The organism is Pseudomonas sp. ADAK21 (genome assembly GCF_012935735.1).
Classification (GTDB): domain Bacteria; phylum Pseudomonadota; class Gammaproteobacteria; order Pseudomonadales; family Pseudomonadaceae; genus Aquipseudomonas; species Aquipseudomonas proteolytica.
The window spans coordinates 2,850,684-2,871,405 of the sequence record NZ_CP052857.1; the positions used below are offsets into that span (position 1 = coordinate 2,850,684).

At 59.9% G+C, this 20,722-nt stretch carries 20 protein-coding genes; 12 read left to right on the forward strand and 8 right to left on the reverse strand.

Going from position 1 to position 20,722, the window contains the following annotated elements; all coding sequences use genetic code 11:
* Positions 1–7: 7 nt before the first annotated feature.
* From rpsD to bfr, 5 genes are all read left to right on the forward strand, one after another.
* Positions 8–628 (forward strand): 30S ribosomal protein S4, encoded by a 621-nt coding sequence (gene rpsD / locus HKK57_RS12900; protein ID WP_003210056.1) that lies wholly within the window; start codon positions 8–10, stop codon positions 626–628.
* 22 nt (positions 629–650) lie between these two features.
* On the forward strand, positions 651–1,652 hold the full coding sequence (locus HKK57_RS12905) for a DNA-directed RNA polymerase subunit alpha (RefSeq protein WP_003176403.1): 1,002 nt from the start codon (positions 651–653) through the stop codon (positions 1,650–1,652).
* 41 nt (positions 1,653–1,693) lie between these two features.
* The gene (gene rplQ, locus HKK57_RS12910; RefSeq protein WP_007918448.1) at positions 1,694–2,080 is read left to right on the forward strand and encodes a 50S ribosomal protein L17; all 387 of its coding nucleotides are present in this window, start codon (positions 1,694–1,696) and stop codon (positions 2,078–2,080) included.
* 227 nt (positions 2,081–2,307) lie between these two features.
* Positions 2,308–3,753, forward strand: coding sequence for a catalase (locus HKK57_RS12915; protein ID WP_029299400.1), 1,446 nt, complete (start codon positions 2,308–2,310; stop codon positions 3,751–3,753).
* A gap of 155 nt (positions 3,754–3,908) precedes the next feature.
* A complete protein-coding gene (gene bfr, locus HKK57_RS12920) occupies positions 3,909–4,373 on the forward strand; it encodes a bacterioferritin (RefSeq protein WP_029299402.1) in 465 nt (154 codons plus the stop codon).
* A 67-nt stretch (positions 4,374–4,440) separates the two neighbouring features.
* Here the strand turns inward: bfr and uvrA are convergent, their stop codons facing one another.
* Positions 4,441–7,275: an excinuclease ABC subunit UvrA gene (uvrA, locus tag HKK57_RS12925; protein ID WP_169390246.1), complete on the reverse strand. Its 2,835-nt coding sequence runs from the start codon at positions 7,273–7,275 to the stop codon at positions 4,441–4,443.
* 180 nt (positions 7,276–7,455) lie between these two features.
* Here uvrA and HKK57_RS12930 point away from each other — a divergent pair, with 180 nt between their 5' ends.
* A complete protein-coding gene (locus HKK57_RS12930; protein ID WP_029299405.1) occupies positions 7,456–8,850 on the forward strand; it encodes an MFS transporter in 1,395 nt (464 codons plus the stop codon).
* Positions 8,851–8,859: 9 nt separating this feature from the next.
* Complete coding sequence (locus tag HKK57_RS12935; protein WP_017849542.1) at positions 8,860–9,375, forward strand: single-stranded DNA-binding protein; 516 nt, start codon at positions 8,860–8,862, stop codon at positions 9,373–9,375.
* A 79-nt stretch (positions 9,376–9,454) separates the two neighbouring features.
* Here the strand turns inward: HKK57_RS12935 and HKK57_RS12940 are convergent, their stop codons facing one another.
* On the reverse strand, positions 9,455–10,279 hold the full coding sequence (locus HKK57_RS12940; protein WP_029299407.1) for an alpha/beta fold hydrolase: 825 nt from the start codon (positions 10,277–10,279) through the stop codon (positions 9,455–9,457).
* A 328-nt stretch (positions 10,280–10,607) separates the two neighbouring features.
* Here HKK57_RS12940 and tam point away from each other — a divergent pair, with 328 nt between their 5' ends.
* A complete protein-coding gene (gene tam, locus HKK57_RS12945) occupies positions 10,608–11,369 on the forward strand; it encodes a trans-aconitate 2-methyltransferase (RefSeq protein WP_169390247.1) in 762 nt (253 codons plus the stop codon).
* A 10-nt stretch (positions 11,370–11,379) separates the two neighbouring features.
* Here the strand turns inward: tam and HKK57_RS12950 are convergent, their stop codons facing one another.
* On the reverse strand, positions 11,380–11,928 hold the full coding sequence (locus HKK57_RS12950; protein ID WP_169390248.1) for a cysteine hydrolase family protein: 549 nt from the start codon (positions 11,926–11,928) through the stop codon (positions 11,380–11,382).
* A gap of 96 nt (positions 11,929–12,024) precedes the next feature.
* On the opposite strand from HKK57_RS12950, the gene HKK57_RS12955 reads away from it, so the two are divergent.
* The 3 genes from HKK57_RS12955 to HKK57_RS12965 all read left to right on the forward strand — a co-directional run bounded on the left by HKK57_RS12955 (position 12,025) and on the right by HKK57_RS12965 (position 15,082).
* Entirely contained in the window at positions 12,025–13,008 is a 984-nt protein-coding gene (locus HKK57_RS12955; protein ID WP_092230779.1) for a GlxA family transcriptional regulator, read from the forward strand.
* 219 nt (positions 13,009–13,227) lie between these two features.
* A complete protein-coding gene (locus tag HKK57_RS12960) occupies positions 13,228–14,337 on the forward strand; it encodes a DUF3182 family protein (protein ID WP_169390249.1) in 1,110 nt (369 codons plus the stop codon).
* Complete coding sequence (locus tag HKK57_RS12965; protein ID WP_029299412.1) at positions 14,327–15,082, forward strand: alpha/beta hydrolase family protein; 756 nt, start codon at positions 14,327–14,329, stop codon at positions 15,080–15,082. Before HKK57_RS12960 ends, HKK57_RS12965 begins: the two co-directional genes overlap by 11 nt.
* A 5-nt stretch (positions 15,083–15,087) precedes the next feature.
* On the opposite strand, the gene HKK57_RS12970 is transcribed toward HKK57_RS12965, so the two are convergent.
* Genes HKK57_RS12970 through HKK57_RS12980 form a run of 3 tightly spaced genes read right to left on the reverse strand, consistent with a single transcriptional unit; the run spans position 15,088 to position 18,087 of the window.
* Positions 15,088–16,056 carry a lysylphosphatidylglycerol synthase domain-containing protein gene (locus HKK57_RS12970; protein ID WP_092230771.1) on the reverse strand — a complete coding sequence of 323 codons (969 nt, stop codon included), beginning with the start codon at positions 16,054–16,056 and terminating at the stop codon, positions 15,088–15,090.
* Complete coding sequence (gene clsB, locus HKK57_RS12975; RefSeq protein WP_070995293.1) at positions 16,034–17,311, reverse strand: cardiolipin synthase ClsB; 1,278 nt, start codon at positions 17,309–17,311, stop codon at positions 16,034–16,036. The genes HKK57_RS12970 and clsB overlap by 23 nt, the downstream gene beginning before the upstream one ends.
* On the reverse strand, positions 17,308–18,087 hold the full coding sequence (locus tag HKK57_RS12980) for an endonuclease/exonuclease/phosphatase family protein (RefSeq protein ID WP_070995294.1): 780 nt from the start codon (positions 18,085–18,087) through the stop codon (positions 17,308–17,310). The genes clsB and HKK57_RS12980 overlap by 4 nt, the downstream gene beginning before the upstream one ends.
* A gap of 234 nt (positions 18,088–18,321) precedes the next feature.
* Here HKK57_RS12980 and HKK57_RS12985 point away from each other — a divergent pair, with 234 nt between their 5' ends.
* A complete protein-coding gene (locus tag HKK57_RS12985; protein WP_032867470.1) occupies positions 18,322–19,206 on the forward strand; it encodes a sugar nucleotide-binding protein in 885 nt (294 codons plus the stop codon).
* 167 nt (positions 19,207–19,373) lie between these two features.
* Here HKK57_RS12985 and HKK57_RS12990 read toward each other — a convergent pair whose 3' ends face one another.
* Positions 19,374–20,072, reverse strand: a complete 699-nt coding sequence (locus tag HKK57_RS12990) for an OmpW/AlkL family protein (RefSeq protein ID WP_070995296.1) — start codon at positions 20,070–20,072, stop codon at positions 19,374–19,376.
* Between the two features lie 125 nt (positions 20,073–20,197).
* Positions 20,198–20,716, reverse strand: coding sequence for a DUF3299 domain-containing protein (locus tag HKK57_RS12995; protein WP_029299418.1), 519 nt, complete (start codon positions 20,714–20,716; stop codon positions 20,198–20,200).
* Between the last annotated feature and the right edge of the window lie 6 nt (positions 20,717–20,722).

Below are 20,722 nucleotides of genomic sequence, written 5' to 3' on the forward strand. Positions count from 1 at the left end.
GTAAAGAATGGCTCGTTACATTGGTCCAAAATGCAAACTCGCTCGTCGCGAAGGCACCGATCTCTTTCTGAAGAGCGGCGTGCGCGCGATCGAATCGAAGTGCAACATTGAAGCAGCACCTGGTATCCACGGCCAACGCCGCGGTCGCCAGTCCGACTACGGCACCCAACTGCGTGAAAAGCAGAAGGTCCGTCGTATCTACGGCGTTCTCGAGCGTCAGTTCAGCGGCTACTACAAAGAAGCTGCTGGCAAGAAAGGTGCAACCGGTGAAAACCTGCTGCAACTGCTCGAATGCCGTCTGGACAACGTTGTATACCGTATGGGCTTTGGTTCGACTCGTGCCGAATCCCGTCAGCTGGTATCGCACAAATCCGTCAGCGTAAACGGCCAAACCGTTAACGTTCCGTCCTACCAGGTTCGTGCTGGTGACGTGGTCGCGATTCGCGAGAAAGCAAAAAACCAACTTCGCATTGTCCAAGCTCTCGATCTGTGTGCCCAACGTGGCCGCGTAGAATGGGTAGAAGTAGACACTGAGAAGAAGTCGGGCGTTTTCAAGAACGTTCCTGCTCGCAGTGATCTGTCCGCCGACATCAACGAAAGCCTGATTGTCGAGCTCTACTCCAAGTAAGGGCTAGAAAATAGGTGCATCCATGCAGATTTCGGTAAATGAGTTCCTGACACCCCGCCATATTGATGTGCAGGTTGTCAGTCCAACCCGCGCCAAGATCACTCTCGAGCCTCTCGAGCGTGGTTTTGGCCACACCCTGGGCAACGCGCTGCGCCGCATCCTGTTGTCCTCAATGCCCGGCTGTGCAGTAGTCGAGGCCGAGATTGACGGTGTGCTCCACGAGTACAGCGCCATCGAAGGTGTACAGGAAGACGTAATTGAAATCCTGTTGAACCTTAAAGGTCTGGCTATCAAGCTGCACGGCCGTGACGAAGTTACGCTGACCTTGTCGAAGAAGGGTTCGGGGGTGGTTACCGCTGCCGATATTCAGCTGGATCATGATGTCGAGATCGTTAACCCCGATCACGTAATCGCTAACCTGGCGTCTAACGGCGCTTTGAACATGAAGCTCACCGTAGCTCGTGGTCGTGGTTATGAACCGGCCGACTCGCGTCAGAGCGATGAAGACGAAAGCCGCAGCATTGGTCGCTTGCAGCTTGACTCTTCGTTCAGCCCGGTTCGCCGCATCGCATACGTGGTGGAAAACGCCCGTGTCGAGCAGCGTACTAACCTGGACAAGCTGGTTATTGATCTGGAAACCAACGGTACTCTGGATCCTGAAGAGGCTATTCGCCGCGCTGCAACCATTCTGCAACAGCAGTTGGCTGCGTTCGTCGACCTCAAAGGTGACAGCGAACCAGTGGTAATCGAGCAGGAAGACGAGATCGATCCGATCCTGCTTCGCCCGGTTGACGATCTGGAACTGACTGTACGTTCGGCTAACTGCCTTAAGGCGGAAAACATTTACTACATCGGTGACCTGATCCAGCGCACCGAAGTAGAACTGTTGAAGACTCCGAACCTGGGCAAGAAATCCTTGACTGAAATCAAGGACGTTCTGGCCTCCCGCGGTCTGTCCCTCGGCATGCGCCTCGACAACTGGCCGCCTGCAAGTCTTAAGAAGGACGACAAGGCGACTGCCTGATCGTCGTAATCACCGAACGTGAGTTTGGTAAGGAATGAACCATGCGTCATCGTAAAAGTGGTCGTCACCTGAGCCGTACCAGCTCGCACCGCAAGGCCATGTTTCAAAACATGGCGGTGTCGCTGTTCGAGCACGAGCTGATCAAAACTACACTGCCGAAAGCCAAAGAACTGCGTCGCGTTGCTGAGCCGCTGATCACTTTGGCCAAGACAGACAGCCTGGCTAACCGCCGTCTGGCTTTCGACCGTACCCGTTCGAAAGCTATTGTTGGTAAGCTCTTCAACGACCTGGGCAAGCGTTATGCTACCCGTGAGGGTGGCTACCTGCGCATCCTCAAGTGCGGTTTCCGCACTGGCGACAACGCGCCTATGGCGTACGTCGAGTTGGTTGATCGTGCTACTGCTGGCGAAGCTGTATCCGCCGAGTAAGACGACAGTCTGCTACGAAAAACCGGGCCTAGTGCCCGGTTTTTTGTGGGCGATAGAAAAGCCCATGACGGGTATTGATTGAATTTTGGCTATGCGAGCCAGTGCGTCGTTAGTAATTAACTATCGATAGGCATGATTTAATAAATTTGATGGTGTCATCTTCCTGGTCAATACTTCCTCCAAGCCGATTAGCCGGCAGTTCCAAGACTGACCTGAGGAAATTGAGCATGAGCCAGAAAACCCTTACAACCGCCAGCGGCGCTCCCGTTGCCGATAATCAGAATTCCCGTTCCGCCGGCCCGCGTGGCCCGTTGCTGCTCGACGACTTCCACCTGATCGAGAAGCTTGCCCACTTCAACCGTGAAAACATCCCAGAGCGTCGTGTACACGCCAAAGGCTCGGGAGCGTACGGAACCTTTACGGTCACCAAAGACATCACCCAGTACACCAGCGCCAAGCTGTTTGAAGCTGTTGGTAAGCAGACGCCGACCTTCCTGCGCTTCTCGACAGTCGGGGGCGAGCGCGGCTCCGCAGATACCGAGCGCGACCCACGTGGCTTTGCGTTGAAGTTCTACACCGAAGAAGGCAACTGGGACATTGTCGGTAACAACACCCCGGTGTTCTTTATCCGTGACCCGCTGAAATTCCCGGACTTTATCCACACCCAAAAGCGCCTGCCGCAAAGTAACCTGAAAAGCGCGCAGATGATGTGGGACTTCTGGTCGCATTCGCCTGAGGCGCTGCACCAGGTCACCATTCTGTTTTCAGACCGTGGCATCCCGGACGGCTACCGTCACATGCACGGCTTCGGTAGCCATACCTACAGCTTGATCAGCGCCAATGGCGAGCGTCACTGGGTGAAGTGGCACTACAAGACCAAGCAAGGCATCAAGAATCTGGCGCCTGCCGATGCGGCGCGCATTGCGGGTACTGACCCGGATTACGCCCAGCGCGATCTGTTTGAGGCCATCGAGCGTGGTGACTTCCCGAAATGGCGCGTCTGCATCCAGATCATGACTGAAGCCCAGGCCAACGCTCACTACGAGAATCCCTTCGACGTGACCAAGACCTGGTCGCAAAAAGAGTTTCCGCTGATTGAGGTCGGTGAGTTGGAGTTGAACCGCAACCCACTGAACTACTTCGCCGAAGTGGAGCAGGCAGCGTTCGGCCCAAGCAACATGGTGCCAGGGGTCGGTCTGTCCCCGGACCGCATGCTGCAAGGCCGTGTGTTCGCCTACGCTGACGCGCACCGCTACCGGATTGGCACTAATCATCAGCACCTGCCGGTGAATGCCTCGCGCAGTCCGGTCCATAACTACCAGCGTGATGGCTCTATGGCGTTTGGCAGCAACGGTGGCGCGGCTCCCAACTACGAGCCTAATAGCTATGGGGATGCACCTAAGCAGGCGCCGCAGTACGCAGAACCTGCCTTGGCACTCAGTGGCGCGGCGGATCGTTATGATCACCGTGAAGACACCGATTACTACAGCCATGCCGGTGCGCTGTTCCGCCTGATGAATGCCGAGCAAAAAGCGCTGTTGATCAACAACATCGCCGGCGCGATGGCGGGTGTTTCCAGCGATGTGGTTCAACGTCAGCTGCAACACTTCTTCAAGGCAGATGCGGCTTATGGAGAAGGAATCGCAACTGCGCTGGGTGTATCGCTTAACTAACTCTAAGTGATAAGCAGAACCGCCCTCATTTGGGCGGTTTTTGCGTTATTTCAGCTACTTTTCTCCGGAAATCTTCACTTTTCTGCCGTTCGTCCCGTGACCTGCAGGTCAGCATGGTTCAAACTAGGGCCTTTCAAGCAGGGAGATGTAGGGCGATGCAAGGTCACCCCGACGTAATCGATTACCTCAACACGTTGCTGACGGGCGAACTGGCAGCTCGTGACCAATATTTCATTCACTCGCGTATGTACGAAGACTGGGGCTTTACTGAGCTCTACGAGCGTATCAACCACGAAATGGAAGAAGAGGCACAGCACGCCGACGCGCTGATGCGTCGTATCCTGATGCTCGAAGGCACGCCGCGTATGCGTCCTGACGACCTGGATACCGGCACTACGGTGCCTGAGATGCTCGCCAGCGACTTGCGCCTGGAGTACAAAGTCCGCGCCGCGCTATGCAAGGGCATTGAGCTTTGCGAGAAGCACAACGACTACGTGACCCGGGAAATCCTGCGCGTACAGTTGAACGACACTGAAGAAGATCACACCTACTGGCTGGAAAAGCAGTTGGGCCTGATCAAGTTGATTGGCCTGGAGAACTACCTGCAATCGCAGTTCTGATTCAACCGGCAATAAAAAAGCCCCTGTCATCGCTATGGTGACAGGGGCTTTTTGTTGGGCCTGGCAATCAGGCCCGGTCGCGCGCCAGTAACGGCTTCAGATAGTAGCCAGTATGGGATTGCGGCATCTCGGAAACCTGTTCCGGCGTGCCCACTGCAATTATCTGCCCGCCCTTGGAGCCACCTTCCGGCCCAAGGTCCACCAGCCAGTCGGCCGTCTTGATCACATCCAGGTTGTGCTCGATCACCACCACGGTGTTGCCGTGATCACGTAAACGATGTAGCACGTCGAGCAATTGCTGGATGTCCGCGAAGTGCAGGCCAGTGGTCGGCTCGTCGAGGATGTACAGGGTCTTGCCGGTATCGCGCTTGGAGAGTTCACGAGACAACTTGACCCGCTGCGCTTCGCCACCGGACAGTGTTGTCGCTGACTGTCCCAGCTTGATATACGACAAGCCCACGTCCATCAGGGTCTGAAGCTTGCGTGCCAGGGCCGGCACGGCGTCAAAGAATACCCGCGCTTCCTCGATGGTCATCTCGAGGGTTTCATGGATGTTCTTGCCCTTGTACTTGATCTCCAGGGTCTCGCGGTTGTAGCGCTTACTCTTGCACACATCGCATGGCACGTAGATGTCCGGTAGGAAGTGCATCTCCACCTTGATCAAGCCGTCGCCCTGGCACGCCTCGCAGCGCCCACCCTTGACGTTGAAGGAGAAGCGCCCAGGTCCATAACCCCGGGACCGGGACTCCGGCACGCCGGCGAACAGTTCGCGAATCGGTGTGAACAGCCCGGTATAGGTCGCCGGGTTGGAGCGGGGGGTGCGACCAATCGGGCTCTGGTCGATATCCACCACCTTGTCCAGGAGCTCCAGGCCCTTGATGCTGTCATGCGCTGCAGCTTCCAGGGTGGTGGCGCCGTTCAACGCCGTGGCGCTGAGGGGGAACAGGGTGTTGTTGATCAGCGTGGATTTGCCTGACCCGGAAACACCGGTGACGCAGGTCAGCAGGCCCAAGGGGATTTCCAGGTCGACATTGCGCAGATTGTTGCCGCGCGCGCCCTTGAGGTGCAGCGCCTGTTTTTTGTTGCGTGGCGTACGCTTGGCTGGCACTTCGATTTTGACCCGGCCAGACAAGTATTTGCCGGTCAGGGAGTCCGGGTGGGCCATGACTTCGGCTGGCGTGCCCTGGGCAACGATGTGCCCGCCATGGACGCCAGCGCCGGGGCCGATATCGACCACATAGTCCGCCAGGCGAATGGCATCCTCATCGTGCTCGACCACAATCACCGTGTTGCCGATATCACGCAGGTGCTTGAGCGTGCCCAGCAAGCGATCATTGTCGCGCTGGTGCAGGCCGATTGAAGGCTCGTCGAGGATGTAAAGCACGCCCACCAGGCCTGCACCGATCTGGCTGGCCAGGCGAATGCGCTGGGCTTCGCCGCCAGACAGGGTGTCGGCACTGCGGTCCAGGGACAGGTAATCCAGGCCCACATTGACCAGGAACTGCAGGCGCTCGCGGATCTCCTTGAGGATCTTGTCGGCAATCTCGCCGCGTCGCCCGGTCAGCTTCAATACACCGAAGTATTCGCAGGCATCACCGATGGGCAGGTTGGTCACTGCGGGCAATGTTTTCTCGCCCACCCATACGTGGCGTGCCTCGCGACGCAAGCGGGTGCCACGGCAATCCGGGCAGGGCTGGGTGCTGAGGAACTTGGCCAGTTCCTCGCGCACGCTGGCCGACTCGGTTTCCCGGTAGCGGCGCTCCAGGTTGGGCACGATGCCTTCGAATGGGTGGGAGCGCTTGACGATATCGCCACGGTCATTCAGGTATTTGAAATCGACGTTCTGCGAGCCGCTGCCATGCAGGATGACTTTCTGCTGCTCTGCCGGTAGCTCGTTGAACGGTACTTCCAGGCTGAATTTATAGTGGGCAGCCAACGACCCGAGCATCTGGAAGTAGTAGACATTGCGCCGGTCCCAGCCGCGTATGGCGCCCTCCGCCAGCGTCAGGTCGCCATTGACCAGGCGCTTGATATCGAAGAACTGCTTGACCCCCAACCCGTCACAGGTCGGGCAGGCGCCGGCCGGATTGTTGAAAGAGAACAGCTTGGGTTCCAGTTCGCTGATGGCGTGGCCGCAGATCGGGCAGGCGAAGCGTGCAGAGAAGATGATTTCTTCACCTGGCTCGTCGTCCATCGGTGCGACCAGGGCGATACTGTCCGCCAGCTTCAGCGCGGTCTCGAACGACTCCGCCAGGCGTTGCTGCAGGTCGGCACGTACCTTGAAGCGGTCGACCACCACATCAATGGTGTGCTTCTTCTGCTTATCCAGCTTCGGTGCTTCGTCCAGCTCATACAGCTTGCCGTTGATCCGGGCACGGACAAAACCCTGGGCGCGCAGCTCTTCGAAGACCGACAGGTGTTCGCCCTTGCGCTCGCGGATCACCGGCGCCAGCAGCATCAGCTTGGCGCCTTCCGGCTGGGCCAGCACCAGGTCAACCATCTGGCTGACGGTCTGGGCTTCCAGCGGGATATCGTGATCCGGGCAGCGTGGAATACCTACGCGTGCGTACAGCAGGCGCAGGTAGTCGTAGATTTCGGTGATGGTGCCCACGGTGGAGCGTGGGTTGTGAGAAGTCGACTTCTGTTCGATGGAAATGGCTGGCGACAGGCCTTCAATGGTGTCGACATCAGGCTTTTCCATCATCGACAGGAACTGCCGGGCATAGGCCGACAGCGATTCCACATAACGACGCTGGCCTTCGGCATACAGCGTATCGAACGCCAGCGATGACTTGCCGGACCCGGACAAGCCGGTGATGACAATCAGTTTGTCCCGGGGCAGGGTCAGGTCGATGTTCTTCAGGTTGTGGGTTCTAGCCCCACGAATCAGGATCTTGTCCAAGATGGCCTCGCACGGCGGGCGTATAAATAATGCAGGAGTATACGGCTAAAGACTGGATGAATATACACTGTCAGTTTGCCCATTTCAGCCTTACATGAAAGCTGCGCGGCAAAGCGCCGCATATACCCTCTCAATCGATGGGACTGGTAGAATCGCCGCCGGTTCACACGAGGTTTTTCCATGCACGATCCCCACAGCGAACGCATGAGTAGCGGCGAGACCCGAGCGGCAAGCGGTCTGGCCCTGGTGTTCGCCTTCCGTATGCTGGGCATGTTCATGGTGTTGCCGGTACTGGCGACCTATGGCATGGACCTCGCAGGCGCGACCCCGGCCTTGATTGGCCTGGCGATTGGTGCCTATGGTCTGACCCAGGCGATTTTCCAGATTCCGTTCGGGATCATTTCCGACCGCATTGGCCGCCGGCCGGTGATCTACCTGGGGCTGATCGTGTTCGCCCTGGGCAGCGTGCTGGCAGCCAATGCCGATTCGATCTGGGGCGTGATCGCCGGACGTATCTTGCAAGGTGCCGGGGCGATTTCTGCGGCGGTGATGGCGCTGCTGTCAGATCTGACCCGCGAGCAGCATCGCACCAAGGCCATGGCCATGATTGGCATGACCATCGGTCTTTCGTTTGCCGTTGCGATGGTGGTTGGCCCGCTGCTGACCCGCGCGTTCGGCTTGCACGGCCTGTTCCTGGCCACCGGCGGCATGGCGCTGGTCGGGATCGTGATCGTGGCCTTTATGGTGCCGCGCTCCACCGGGCCGCTGCAGCACCGTGAATCGGGCGTGGCAAAGCAAGCATTGCTGCCGACGCTCAAGCACCCCGACCTGCTGCGCCTGGATTTAGGTATCTTTGTATTGCATGCGATGCTGATGTGCAGCTTCGTCGCCTTGCCCCTGGCCCTGGTGGAAAAAGCCGGGTTGCCCAAGGAGCAGCACTGGTGGGTCTACCTCACCGCCTTGTTGATTTCATTCTTCGCCATGATCCCGTTCATCATCTACGGCGAGAAGAAACGCAAAATGAAACGAGTTTTGCTCGGCGCCGTCGCGACATTGATGCTCACTGAACTATTCTTCTGGCAGTTCGGCGACAGCCTACGGGCACTGGTAATCGGCACGGTGGTGTTTTTCACCGCATTCAACCTGCTGGAGGCGTCACTGCCTTCGCTGATCAGTAAAGTTTCACCGGCAGGCGGCAAAGGCACGGCAATGGGGGTGTATTCCACCAGTCAGTTCCTTGGCTCGGCGCTGGGCGGCATCATGGGCGGCTGGATGTTCCAGCATGGCGGTTTGTCGGTTGTGTTCCTCGGATGCGCCGGGCTGGCTGCACTTTGGCTGGTCTTTGCTGTTACCATGCGCGAACCTCCCTACGTCACAAGTCTGCGTTTGCCGCTATCGCCCGAGGCGATCCGTGAAAGCGGTCTGGTAGAGCGCCTGAAGGCCGTCGTAGGGGTAACAGATGCAGTCGTGGTCGCTGAAGAGGCGGCCATTTACATCAAATTGGACACCGAACTATTGGATCGCGCGACGCTCGAGCAACTGGTCAACCCAGTGCCGACAGCGCGCCCAGCCTAGGAGAACGTTATGGCCCGTGGGGTTAACAAAGTCATATTGGTCGGTACATGCGGCCAGGATCCCGAAGTTCGCTACTTGCCTAACGGTAACGCCGTGACCAACCTGAGTCTGGCGACCAGCGAACAATGGACCGACAAGCAGACCGGCCAGAAGGTCGAGAAAACCGAATGGCACCGTGTATCGATGTTCGGCAAGGTTGCAGAGATCGCCGGTGAATACCTGCGCAAGGGTTCGCAGGTCTACATCGAAGGCAAACTGCAGACCCGCGAGTGGGAAAAAGACGGTATCAAGCGTTACACCACCGAAATCGTGGTCGACATGCAAGGCACCATGCAACTGCTGGGCGGCCGTCCACAGGGCGACCAACAGGGCCAGGGCGGTATGTCCAACTCGGCGCCGCGTCCACAGCAGTCGCGTCCGCAGCCAAGCCAGCAGCCACAGCGTGAGTCGCGTCCAGCGCCACAGCAGGCAGCACCGCAGCCGGCCGCTGACTTCGACAGCTTTGATGACGATATCCCGTTCTAAGGTATCGAAGCCAAACGCTGCAAATTGAAAACCGCGCCGCCGACCAGGCTACGCGGTTTTTTCATGTCCATTACTCAGCTCAAAGCTGTGCGAAGTTCAACATATCGTCGTTAACTCGCTGCTTGTGAGTGTCGGTCAGCCCATGAGGCGCGCCGCTATACACCTGCAAAAGGGCGTGTGGAATCAAACGTTGGCTCTCCAGTGCCGATGGACGGATTGGCACGATTTGATCGTCACTGCCATGGATAATGAGCGTCGGCATACTGAAGTGCGTCAGGTCCTCCCGAAAGTCAGTCTCTGAAAATGCCTTGATGCTATCGAAGGTATTGATGTGCCCGCCCATTACACCCTGCATCCAGAACGAATTGATCAAGCCTTGGGAACGTTCGATACCCGCGCGGTTGAATCCGAAGAATGGGCCACTGGCCAGATCAAGATACAGCTGCGAGCGATTAGCGAGGGAGTTGGCACGCATCCCATCGAAAACCTCGATTGGAGTGCCGTAAGGGTTGCTGGGGGTCTGCAACATCAGGGGCGTTACCGAGCAGATCAACCCTGCCTTTGCTACACGGGCAGTGCCATGACGCGCGATATAGCGTGCAACTTCACCCCCGCCGGTAGAAAACCCGAAAAGTATCAGGTTGGTCAGATCCAGGTGTTCGATCAGTTCCGCCAGGTCATCGGCGTAGTGATCCATGTCATTGCCATCCCAGGGCTGGCTTGAGCGGCCATGCCCTCGGCGGTCATGCGCAATGGCACGAAAACCGTTGTTGGCGAAATGCAACATCTGCGACTCCCAACTGTCGCTGTTTAGCGGCCATCCGTGGCAAAACATTACGGGTTGGCCGCTACCCCAATCTTTGTAAAAAATATCGTTGCCTTCACGTGTTTTAAGATAAGCCATGGCATAGCTCCAATGACGTATTGATGTGGCTGCGATAGCCAGAAAAATCGTCCGTGGACACTACGCTGGCCCCTTTTATTCGTGACCATTTCAAAGGTCGCACCTAGGCTGGTCGAAAATAAGGTTAGTCCGATTTCGCGAGTGTCGCGCCGGGAAGATAAGCAGCTTTCAATGCTGCGCTAATCACCCGCGCTCAAAACCGCTTAACCCGTGAAGGCACGTTGCCAGATGCAATGGCGCCATTGCCTGCGCCGCCAATCCTGGAGTTTGTCCTCGTGGCTCACAAGATTTAGGCTGTGCCCACCGACAAAAAAGTAGGAACGCCGTGATGACCTGGTCAGCCAAGCAATACACGTTGTTTGAACAGCAGCGTACCCGCCCCGTCCACGACCTAGTGGCGGCCATACCCAATACCGAGGTGCGTACCGCCGTCGACCTGGGGTGTGGGCCAGGCAACTCCACGCAAGTGTTGGCCCAGAGGTTCCCGCGAGCGCAAGTCTGTGGCATGGACAGCTCCGACGACATGTTGGCCGATGCCCGCAAACGCTTGCCGGCGCTGCGCTTTGAGCAGGCCGATATCGGCGCCTGGCAGCCTGCGCAACAGTTCGATGTGATCCTTGCCAACGCCTCGCTGCAGTGGGTGCCCGACCACGCCAGCCTCTACCCGCACCTGGTGGCGCAACTGGCACCGGGCGGTACGCTGGCGGTGCAAACCCCGGACAACCTCAACGAACCCGCCCATCGCCTGGCCCGTGAAGTGGCAGCGCAAGGGCCGTGGGCGGGCAAGATCGGCGCGGTCAAACATGAAGCGCGTCACCCGGCAAGTTACTACTTTGAATTGCTGAGCAAGCATTGCAGCGCCGTGGATGTATGGCACACCACTTATTACCACCCGCTCAGCGGCCATGAGGCGGTGGTGGAGTGGTTCAAGGGCACGGGCCTGCGGCCATTCCTGGCGTTGCTGGATGAGGCCGAGCAAGGCGCCTTCCTTGACGCCTATCTGGCGCGCATCCGCGAGGCTTACCTGGCCCTGGCCGATGGCACAGTGTTACTGCCGTTTCCACGCCTGTTCATTATCGCCACGCGCTGACAGTCAGCTTTCAGGCCTTGAGGAACTCGTCCGCCGAAACCACGCTGGCATAGGCAAATGCCAGCGACGCCATGTAGGCCTCATGCACCTGGGCCGCCGCAACAGTCTTGCCATTGAATTCCAGGTCACGGGTGGCACAGGCATCGTGGATCACGGTAACGGTGTAGCCATAGTCCGCCGCCGCCCGAACCACGGCGTCGATGCACATATGGCTCATGCTGCCCACCACCACCAGGTCGGTGATGCTGCGCTGTTCCAGCACCTCGCGCAGGTTGGTTTGGCGAAACGCATTCACAAAATGCTTGAGCACCACCGGTTCGTCATTCTCGTTCAGCACCTTGGGATGCAAGTGCGCGCCTTCGGAGCCAGGTGTGAAGAAGGGGGCGTCGTCGGCGGTGAACTCATGGCGCACATGGATCACCGCATCACCTGCCTGGCGAAACGCCTGGAGCAGCTGTCGTGCCTTGTCTGCGGCAGCCTCGACACCAACCAGTGGCCATTGGCCCTGGGGGAAGTAGTCGTTCTGGATATCAATTAGGATAAGTGCTTGCTTGGCCATGAGTATTTTCTCGTGATGGGTTGATGCGTCCAGTATCGTGGCTGGCGCGAGGCTCAGGGATTGGCTGCACCGACAATAACAGGGGGAAAACTGACAATGGCTCTGGAACGCTCGATCGTCGAGCTTGGCGTGCTGATTTACAGCGGTGCGCAGATGGCTGCTGTACACGGTTTGACCGACCTGTTTGGGGTCGCCAACCGCATCGCCGCCGAGCATCAGGCCGAGCAGTTGCCCGTGTTGCGTATCAGCCATTGGCAGGTTGATAGCGATGGTACTCCTGTTCGGGCTTTCGACAGTTTGCCTGGGCCCGAACAACCTTTGATGGCGGTGCTTGTACCGCCCTCGATTGGTGAATTCTGCGAAGAACAGGCGCCGCCCCGGCTGTTGCAATGGCTGCGCGAGCAACATGCAGCCGGCACGGTGCTGGGAGGCGTGTGCATCGGTTCGATCATGCTGGCGCGCAGCGGCTTGCTCGATGGGCGCAGCGCCACCACCCACTGGTCTTCGGCCAGCACCTTTGCCAGGCGTTTTCCCGCGGTGCGCTTGGAGGCCGACAAACCTATCGTCGATGATGGCGACCTGATTACCACCGCCGGGCTGATGGCCTGGTCCGAACTGGGCCTGCGCCTGGTCGACCGCCTCATGGGCCCGAGCATCGCGGCCGGCACCGCGCGTTTTCTGGTGATTGAACACAGTGACAGCGCCAGCCAGTGCGGCAGCAATTTTGCACCGATCCTGAGCCATGGTGATGGGGCGATCCTCAAGGTCCAGCACGCCTTGCAAGCCAGCGGGGCGGTGGATGTTTCGCTTGCGGCAATGGCGCAGGCAGCCGGCCTGGAAGAACGCACTTTCCTGCGCCGTTTTCGCACTGCCACCGGCCTCAAACCCACCGAATACTGCCAGCACCTGCGGGTCGGCAAAGCGCGGCAGATGCTTGAATTTACCAATACCACCATTGACCACATCGCCTGGACCGTGGGTTATCAAGACCCCAGCGCCTTTCGCGCAATCTTCAAAAAAATCACCGGCCTTGCGCCCAGCGATTACCGCAACCGATTCGGGGTAAAAGCCCCCGCCTGACGTCCGGACACCCCGCTCCCACATTTTTGCTCGCTGCCAGGCCCTGCATCGTGCAGAACGCCGGACCCTTGATCACGCTTCGTGCAGAATGAGGCAGGCCAAATGCCATCTCCTTCCCGCTAACCGCTTGATCTGCCAACCTTTTGCCCCGAGCGTAGCTTGGCCTGAACCCTGCAACCCTGGTGCTACACACCTGCAAGCCTCGCCCAAGGGGGACGCATGACCCCGACCAACCGTAAAAAAATCGTGGTGGCCCACTCGATCCGGCCCGACGCGCCCCTTCACGAAGTGGAAACCAACCGCGCCCTCGCTCGCTGGCTGGCGCAAATCCTCGGGCTCGACTACGGCGGTAGCTACAGCGTTGACCTGCACGCCCAGGCGGACCTGTACCTGCTGCCCACCCAGACACTGGTCGGACCGGCCCAGGCATTGAGCCTGGGCGTAAAGGGCCCGGAGGACTTGTGGGGCGGTTACGTTGACCATGACTTCATCTGCACCAAAGCCATTACCCACGGCCTGCATGGCCCTGACGCGGTGGCGCCCGAGGGCTGGTCGCCGCTGTTTGCCGAGCGGGTACGCGCCGTGGTGCTCGACGGCCTGAGCGTGTTTGCCGTGCAAGATGCTCGCGCGGCCGCCATGCAGTTGCTGGAGCTCGGGCCGATTCGCCTGAAGCCGGTGCATGCCTGCGCTGGTCGGGGCCAAGAGGTGGTCGACAGCCTCAAGCAATTCGACGCAATCCTGGCCCGCGCCGATGTGGCAGACCTGTTCGCCCAAGGTGTGGTGCTGGAACAAGACCTACAAGATGTGGTGACTCACAGCGTCGGCCAAAGCTTTATTGGCGGGCGGGTGTTCAGTTACTGCGGCGAGCAATACCTGACCCAGGACGGGCAGGGCGAAGCCGTCTACGGTGGCTCCAACCTGCTGGTGGTGCCGGGGTACTACGAAGCGCTGCTGACCCTGTCGCTTGGCGAGGATGTGCGCCTGGCCATTGAGCAGGCACAAGTTTTCGATAACGCCGCCGATGAGGCCTATCCTGGTTTTTATGCCTCGCGGCGCAATTACGACATTGCCCAGGGCCTGGACAGCCAAGGTACGCAGCGCAGTGGTGTGCTGGAGCAGTCCTGGCGCATGGGCGGCGCCAGCAGCGCGGAGGTCGCGGCGTTGCAGAGCTTTATCAACGATCCCGGCCTGCGCGCGATTCGCGTATCGTCCGTGGAGACCTATATCGACCAGCCATTGCCCGCCAATGCCATCGAGATCTATCGCGGCCCGGCAGAAAACAGCGACTTTCTTCTCAAGTACGTAACGGTCCAACCCTATGACGGCTAGAAGCGAAACCATCACCATTGATATCGACGATGAACAGATGAGCGGGACCTTTCTCAGTCCCAAGTCAAAAGTGCCCGGAGTGTTGTTTGTGCACGGCTGGGGCGGTAGCCAAGAGCGCGACCTGGAGCGGGCCAAGGGCATCGCCGGCCTCGGTTGCGTGTGCCTGACCTTTGATCTGCGCGGGCATGCTGGCAATGGCATTCCCTTGTCGCGGGTCACCCGGGAGGACAACCTGCGGGACTTGCTCGCGGCCTATGATCGCCTGCTGGCGCACCCGGCCATCGACACCTCGGCGGTGGCGGTGGTGGGCACCAGCTACGGGGGTTACCTGGCAGCGATCCTCACCTCCCTGCGCCCGGTGCGCTGGCTGGCACTGCGCGTGCCGGCGCTGTACCGCGACCAGCAATGGCACACCCCCAAGCGCGACCTGGATAAAGCCGACTTGATGGATTACCGCAGCACGCTGGTGCACGCCGAAACCAATCGCGCACTGCACGCCTGCGCTGCCTTTACCGGGGATGTGTTGATCGTCGAGTCGGAAACCGACGATCACGTGCCTCACGCCACCATCATGAGCTACCGCGCTGCCTGCCAGCAGACCCATTCGCTGACGCATCGGATCATCGACGGTGGCGACCACTCATTGAGCGACCCGGTGTCCCAGCAGGCCTATACCTCGATCCTGGTGGACTGGATCACCGAGATGGTGGTGGGCGAGCGGTTGAGCATCATTCAATCCCAATGACGGGTTTACGCGGGTGTTTTCTTCACCCGCAAAGCCTTGGCCTTCGCCTCTACGGCGAGGTACATCACCAGGGCGATCAGCAACGGCAAGATAAAATAGATCGCCCGGTAGGCAATCAACCCGGCGAGCAGGCTGCCCCGTGAGGCTTCATGTTGCAGCAGGGCGATAAACACCGCCTCCAACACGCCCAGGCCGGCCGGAATATGCGTCACCACACCGGCAATCGCGCTGATCAGCAACACCCCCAGCACCAGCGGGTAGTCGAGCTTGGCCGGCAGCAAGGTAAAGATCACCGCCGCCATCAGCGACCAGTTCAACGCACCTAGGGCCAGTTGCAGGCATGCCATGCGCAGCGACGGCAGGTTGATCTCGATCCCGCGAATCGACCAGGCGCGTTTCCTGGAGAACTGACAGGCAGCCAGATAGCCGAGGCTCGCCAATACCAGCAATACGCCAACACCTTGCAGGGCGCCGCTACTGAGTTTCCAGCCCGGGGGCATCGTCACCAGGCCGCTGCTGAACACCGCCCCGGCCAGGGCCATATAGCCAAACCAATTGGTGGCCAGGCTCAAGCCAAGAATTTTCGCGATATTGGCGTTGCTGACCCCCAGCCGCGAATACAGCCGGTAGCGCATGGCGATCCCGCCGACCCAGGCGCTGAGGTTGAGGTTGAACGCGTAACTGATGATGCCCACCGGCAGGATCTGCTTCCAGCGCAAGGGCTGGCGGATGTAGGTCCGCCCGATCAGGTCAAAACACGCATACACCAGGAAACTGCACAGCGTCAGCCCGGCCGCGATCCACAAGGTGCGTAGCTTGAAGTCGCTGAGGGTGGCAAATACTTCGCTCCAGTCGATACGCCGCGCGAGCAGGGTAAAGAGCACGATCAGCAACAGGAAGAAGGCGACGGTCAGCGGCTTCTTCCAGCGTTTGAACGCATGGGCGCGCGCATCAGCTGTGTGGGCTTGGCTCATGGTCCTGGCTCCCGGCATGCACGAAGGGTTTCAAGCGCGGTTTGTGTGCAGGTAGCCAGCCGGTCCAGGCCGGGAAGTGCCGCAGTACATGGAACACCACAAACCCCACGGTCACCCGCCACAACCAGCCGCGCGGGGTGCGGTTTTCCGGCATGGTCTTGCAGTGGTTACGGCTCAGGTCTTCCAGGCGCTCGAACAAGTGTTGATTGAACTCCCGGTCACGAATCAGCACGTTGGCCTCCAGGTTCAGTGACAGGCTCAACGGGTCGAGGTTGCTCGAGCCCACGGTGCTCCACGCCTCATCCACCAGGGCCACCTTGCCGTGCAGGGGGCGCTGGCAATACTCGTGGATCACCACGCCTTCCTTGAGCAGATAGTCGTAGAGCATGCGCGCCGCCAGCTTGGCCAGCAGCACATCGGGCTGGCCCTGCATGATCAACTGCACCTGCACGCCGCGCCGGGCGGCATTGCGCAGTTCCCGCAGCAGGCGGTAACCGGGAAAGAAGTAAGCGTTGGCGATCACCACGCGCTGGCGGGCGTGGCGCAGGGCGTGCAGGTAGGCCTCTTCGATATCGCTGCGGTGTTGCAGATTGTCGCGGTAGATCAGGCGTACCAGGCCTTCACCGTCGTCGGCCGCCCAGGACGGTTGCTGGCGCCGTCGCCAACCGCGCCGCGTGCGCACCGGGCGGCCACTTTGCGCCAGGGCAAAGTGATGCAGGTCCGCCACGGCCGGCCCGATCACCTGCACCGCATAATCCTGCTTGGCTTCGGGGCCGAAGTCCGCCAGATGGTCTGCAGAAAAATTGATCCCGCCGATAAACCCCACCTCAGCGTCCACGACCACGATCTTGCGGTGCAGGCGGCGAAACCAGTTGGTGCGAAACCCCAGGGTCTTGGGCGCCGGGTCGAACATCTGGACCGTGACCCCGGCCTGGGACAACTCGCCGAGAAACCCGGGGCTCAGTTCGCCGCAGCCAAAGCCATCAAGACTGACCACTACCTTCACCCCACGCTGGGCGGCTTCGATCAGAATCCGGTGCAGTTCATGGCCGACCTTGTCTTCGAACAGAATGAATGTCTCCAGGAGGATTTCCTGGCGAGCCTGGCGCAGAGCCTCGAAGACTTTGGGGAAGTACGCCTCGCCGTTTTCCAGCAGTTGCACCTGGTTGCCGGGTTGCCAGCCGTAGTCCGGGTCCCTGGCCCTGGCGTCATCGGGTGGCTGATCGGTGGCGATGTGTTCCACGGCGCCGTTCATAACTCAATCTCCACCGACAGTGGTGCGTGATCGGACAAGTGCGACCAGGGCCGGGCCGTCAGCACTTGCGCGTGATGGACCTTGAGGTTGCGCACGTAAATGCGGTCCAGCGGCAGCAAGGGCAGGCGCGCCGGAAACGTACGCGCCGGTTTGCCATGGGCCTGCACAAACACTTCCTGCAGGCCGCTGTGGCTCAGATCGGCCTGCTGGCGCCAGTCATTGAAGTCACCGGCGACGATCAGCGGCGCGGCGCCGGGGATCTCGGCCACCCGCTGGGCCAGCAATTTGAGCTGTTGTTGGCGATGCACCTCGCGCAGCCCCAGGTGCACGCAAATGGCGTGCACCTCCTGGCCGGTGCCGGGCAGGCGTAGCACGCAATGCAGCAGCCCGCGGCTTTCGTGGCCGCTCTGGGAGATATCGAGGTTGTCATAGCGAATGATCTGGAATTTCGACAGCAACGCGTTGCCGTGGTCGCCATGGGGATACACCGCGTTGCGCCCGTAGGCGAACTGCGGCCAGATACTGTCGGCGAGAAACTCATACTGCGGCATGCTCGGCCAGTTGCTGTAGCGCCGGGGGTGGTGCTCATGGGTGCCATGCACCTCCTGCAAGAACACCACATCCGCTGCGACACCCCGCACCGCTTCGCGCAATTCCGGCAGGATGAAGCGTCGATTGAGGGCAGTGAAGCCCTTGTGGGTATTGACTGTCAGCACCTTGAAGCGGGTGATGGCAGCAGTGGGCGTGACAGGCACCCATTCTGGAATCACAGCCATGGTGGCTCCCGTGGGTTGGCGGGGCAGTGGCCTCCGTTCGTTAATGGCTGACTGTGGTGCTCGCGCGAAAGTTTCGACGATCCTACAAACGGCGCGCTGTCCTAACGCCACTTAGTAAGTGACGGTTGCGCTACAAACCCGCAAAATGCAACGATTCTGGCAAATACCAACGGCACGGCATCAACGCCTGTCGACAATAGCCATCGTTCCAAACAGACCGGGCCTGCTCAATTTATGCGAATGCGCCTTATGTTACTGGGCGGCGGGAATGCCCTCGGGCAGGCGCTGATTCGCCTCGGTGCGGAGGAAGATATCGGTTTCCTCGCCCCGCGCCCGCCCCAAGACGGCTGGGATGCCGCCAGTCTTACCCAATTGCTCGACGACACCCGTCCCGATGCCTTGATCAACCTCGCCTACTATTTCGACTGGTTCCAGGCCGAGAGCGTGAACGAGGCCCGTCTGGCCGGGCAGGAATCTGCCGTCGAGCGCCTGGCGCAGCTGTGCCAACACCACAACATCACGCTGCTGCAACCGTCCAGCTACCGGGTGTTCGATGGCTCGCGCGCCACGGCCTACAGCGAAAAAGACGAGCCGGTGCCCCTGGGCCTGCGCGGCCAGGCGCTATGGCGCATTGAGCAGAGTGTGCGTGCTACCTGCCCGCAACATGTGCTGCTGCGCTTTGGCTGGTTGCTCGATGACAGTGTCGACGGTGCGCTTGGGCGCTTCCTGGCGCGTGCCGAGAAGTCCGAGGAGTTGTTGCTGGCCGATGATCGACGGGGCAACCCGACGCCGGTGGACGATGCGGCACGGGTGATTATCTCGGTGCTCAAGCAACTCGATTGTGCGGCGCCGTTGTGGGGCACCTACCATTACGCCGGGCAAGAGGCGACCACCCCTGTGGCCCTTGGCCAGGCGATCCTCACCGAAGCGCGCAATTTCCATGCGCTGGCGGTCGAAGCGCCAACCGCCCAAGCCCACGCCGCCCGGCCAGACGCCGCCGACGAACCGCAACATGCGGTGCTGGCCTGCAAGAAGATCCTGCACACGTTTGGCATCAAGCCCCGGGCGTGGCGCGCGGGACTGCCGGCGCTACTCGATCGCTTCTACCGGCATAACTAGCTGACTGAACACAAAAAAATGTGGGAGCCCGTCCTGTGCCGGAACTGGCTTGCCTGCGATGCACACACCTCGGTCTTTCAAAGACACCGAGGCGATGCATCGCAGGCAAGCCAGCTCCTACACAAGCCGGTCTCCCACATTGTTGTGTAGCGTTTGTTTAACCTAGCTTAGAACTTGTAGCCGATACCGACCATGTAGACCATCGGATCCACGTCCACATTGACCTTGGCACGAGTGCCCGCCGCCAGGGCGTTGTTGTCGACGGTGGCTTTGGTGCTGATGTCGATGTAGCGCACCTGGCCGTTGATCATCCACTTGTCATTGATCATGTAGTCCGCGCCGATCTGCGCGGCCCAGCCCCAGGAGTTCTCGGCCTTGAAGTTGCTGAAGCCTTCGCCCTGGGCGCGGCTACCAACGTGTTCGTCGTAGATCCAGGTGTAGTTGATACCGGCACCGACGTAAGGCTGGAACGCCGATTTGCTGTCCAGCGGGTAGTACACGACGCTCAGGGTAGGCGGCAGGTGCTTGAGGGTACCGAGCTTGCCGTTGGCGGCGCCGAGGGCGGTGTTCTTGAGCTTCACATCATGCTCGAACGGCGTGGCGGCCAGCAGTTCGATACCGACGTGGTTGGTCAGCATGTAGGCGAAGTTGAGGCCCAGTTGCGTGTCGCTGCTCATGGTCGCCTTGCCACCCAGGTTGGTGCCGGCCAATGGGCCCTGGTCAACCTTGACGCTGCCGCTATCGGCCTTCGGGTTAACGGTGATGGCACCGGCGCGAACGAGGATGTCGCCAGCTTCGTGAGCGTGGGCGAGAGGGGCGGCGAGTGCAAGCGCGAAGAGGGAAGCGCTGAGCAGTGACTTATGCATGGGTGGCTCCAAAGGACGTTTTTAGTTGGCTGTGTCCAATGGTAAAGATCGTTACGCGTGAGCCTTTGACTCAGCTCAATGAAACCGTGATCCGATAAGCCTGCTCCCACATTTGATTGAGGCTGCTATTCGGGCAACTCGTAGGCGTAGATCTTCTCGGCTTCCATCTGATAGCCCGCATCCGCCAGTTCGCTGGTAGACGGTTTTACCTGCATCTGCCCCTCGATCCAGTACGGCTGGTACAACTCCTCCAGCTTCACCCCGATCTCACTGCGTACATGCACAATCTGGTTCGACGGCGGCGGCGGCACATGGATGCAGGCGCCGAAGTACGGCACCAGCAGGAACTCAGTGGTGCGGCCTTCTTCGCTGACCTCCAGCGGCACGATATAGCCCGGCAGGCGGATGTGCTGGTCGTTGAGGGTTGCGACCACCGGCGCGTTGGGCAAATCCTGCTTGGCCGCTGGTGCGGCCTCTGCTGACAGGGCGTCGGCCATGTTCGACAGGTCGTGCAGCGGCGTCATATTCGGCACCTCCACCGGAGCGTCCGGTGGAATCATTTCCTGCCACGACAAATCCCGAGGCTCGGCGGCCCAGGCGGGCAGGGCGATCATCAATAACAGCGCAAGCAGGGCATGACGCATCAAAGC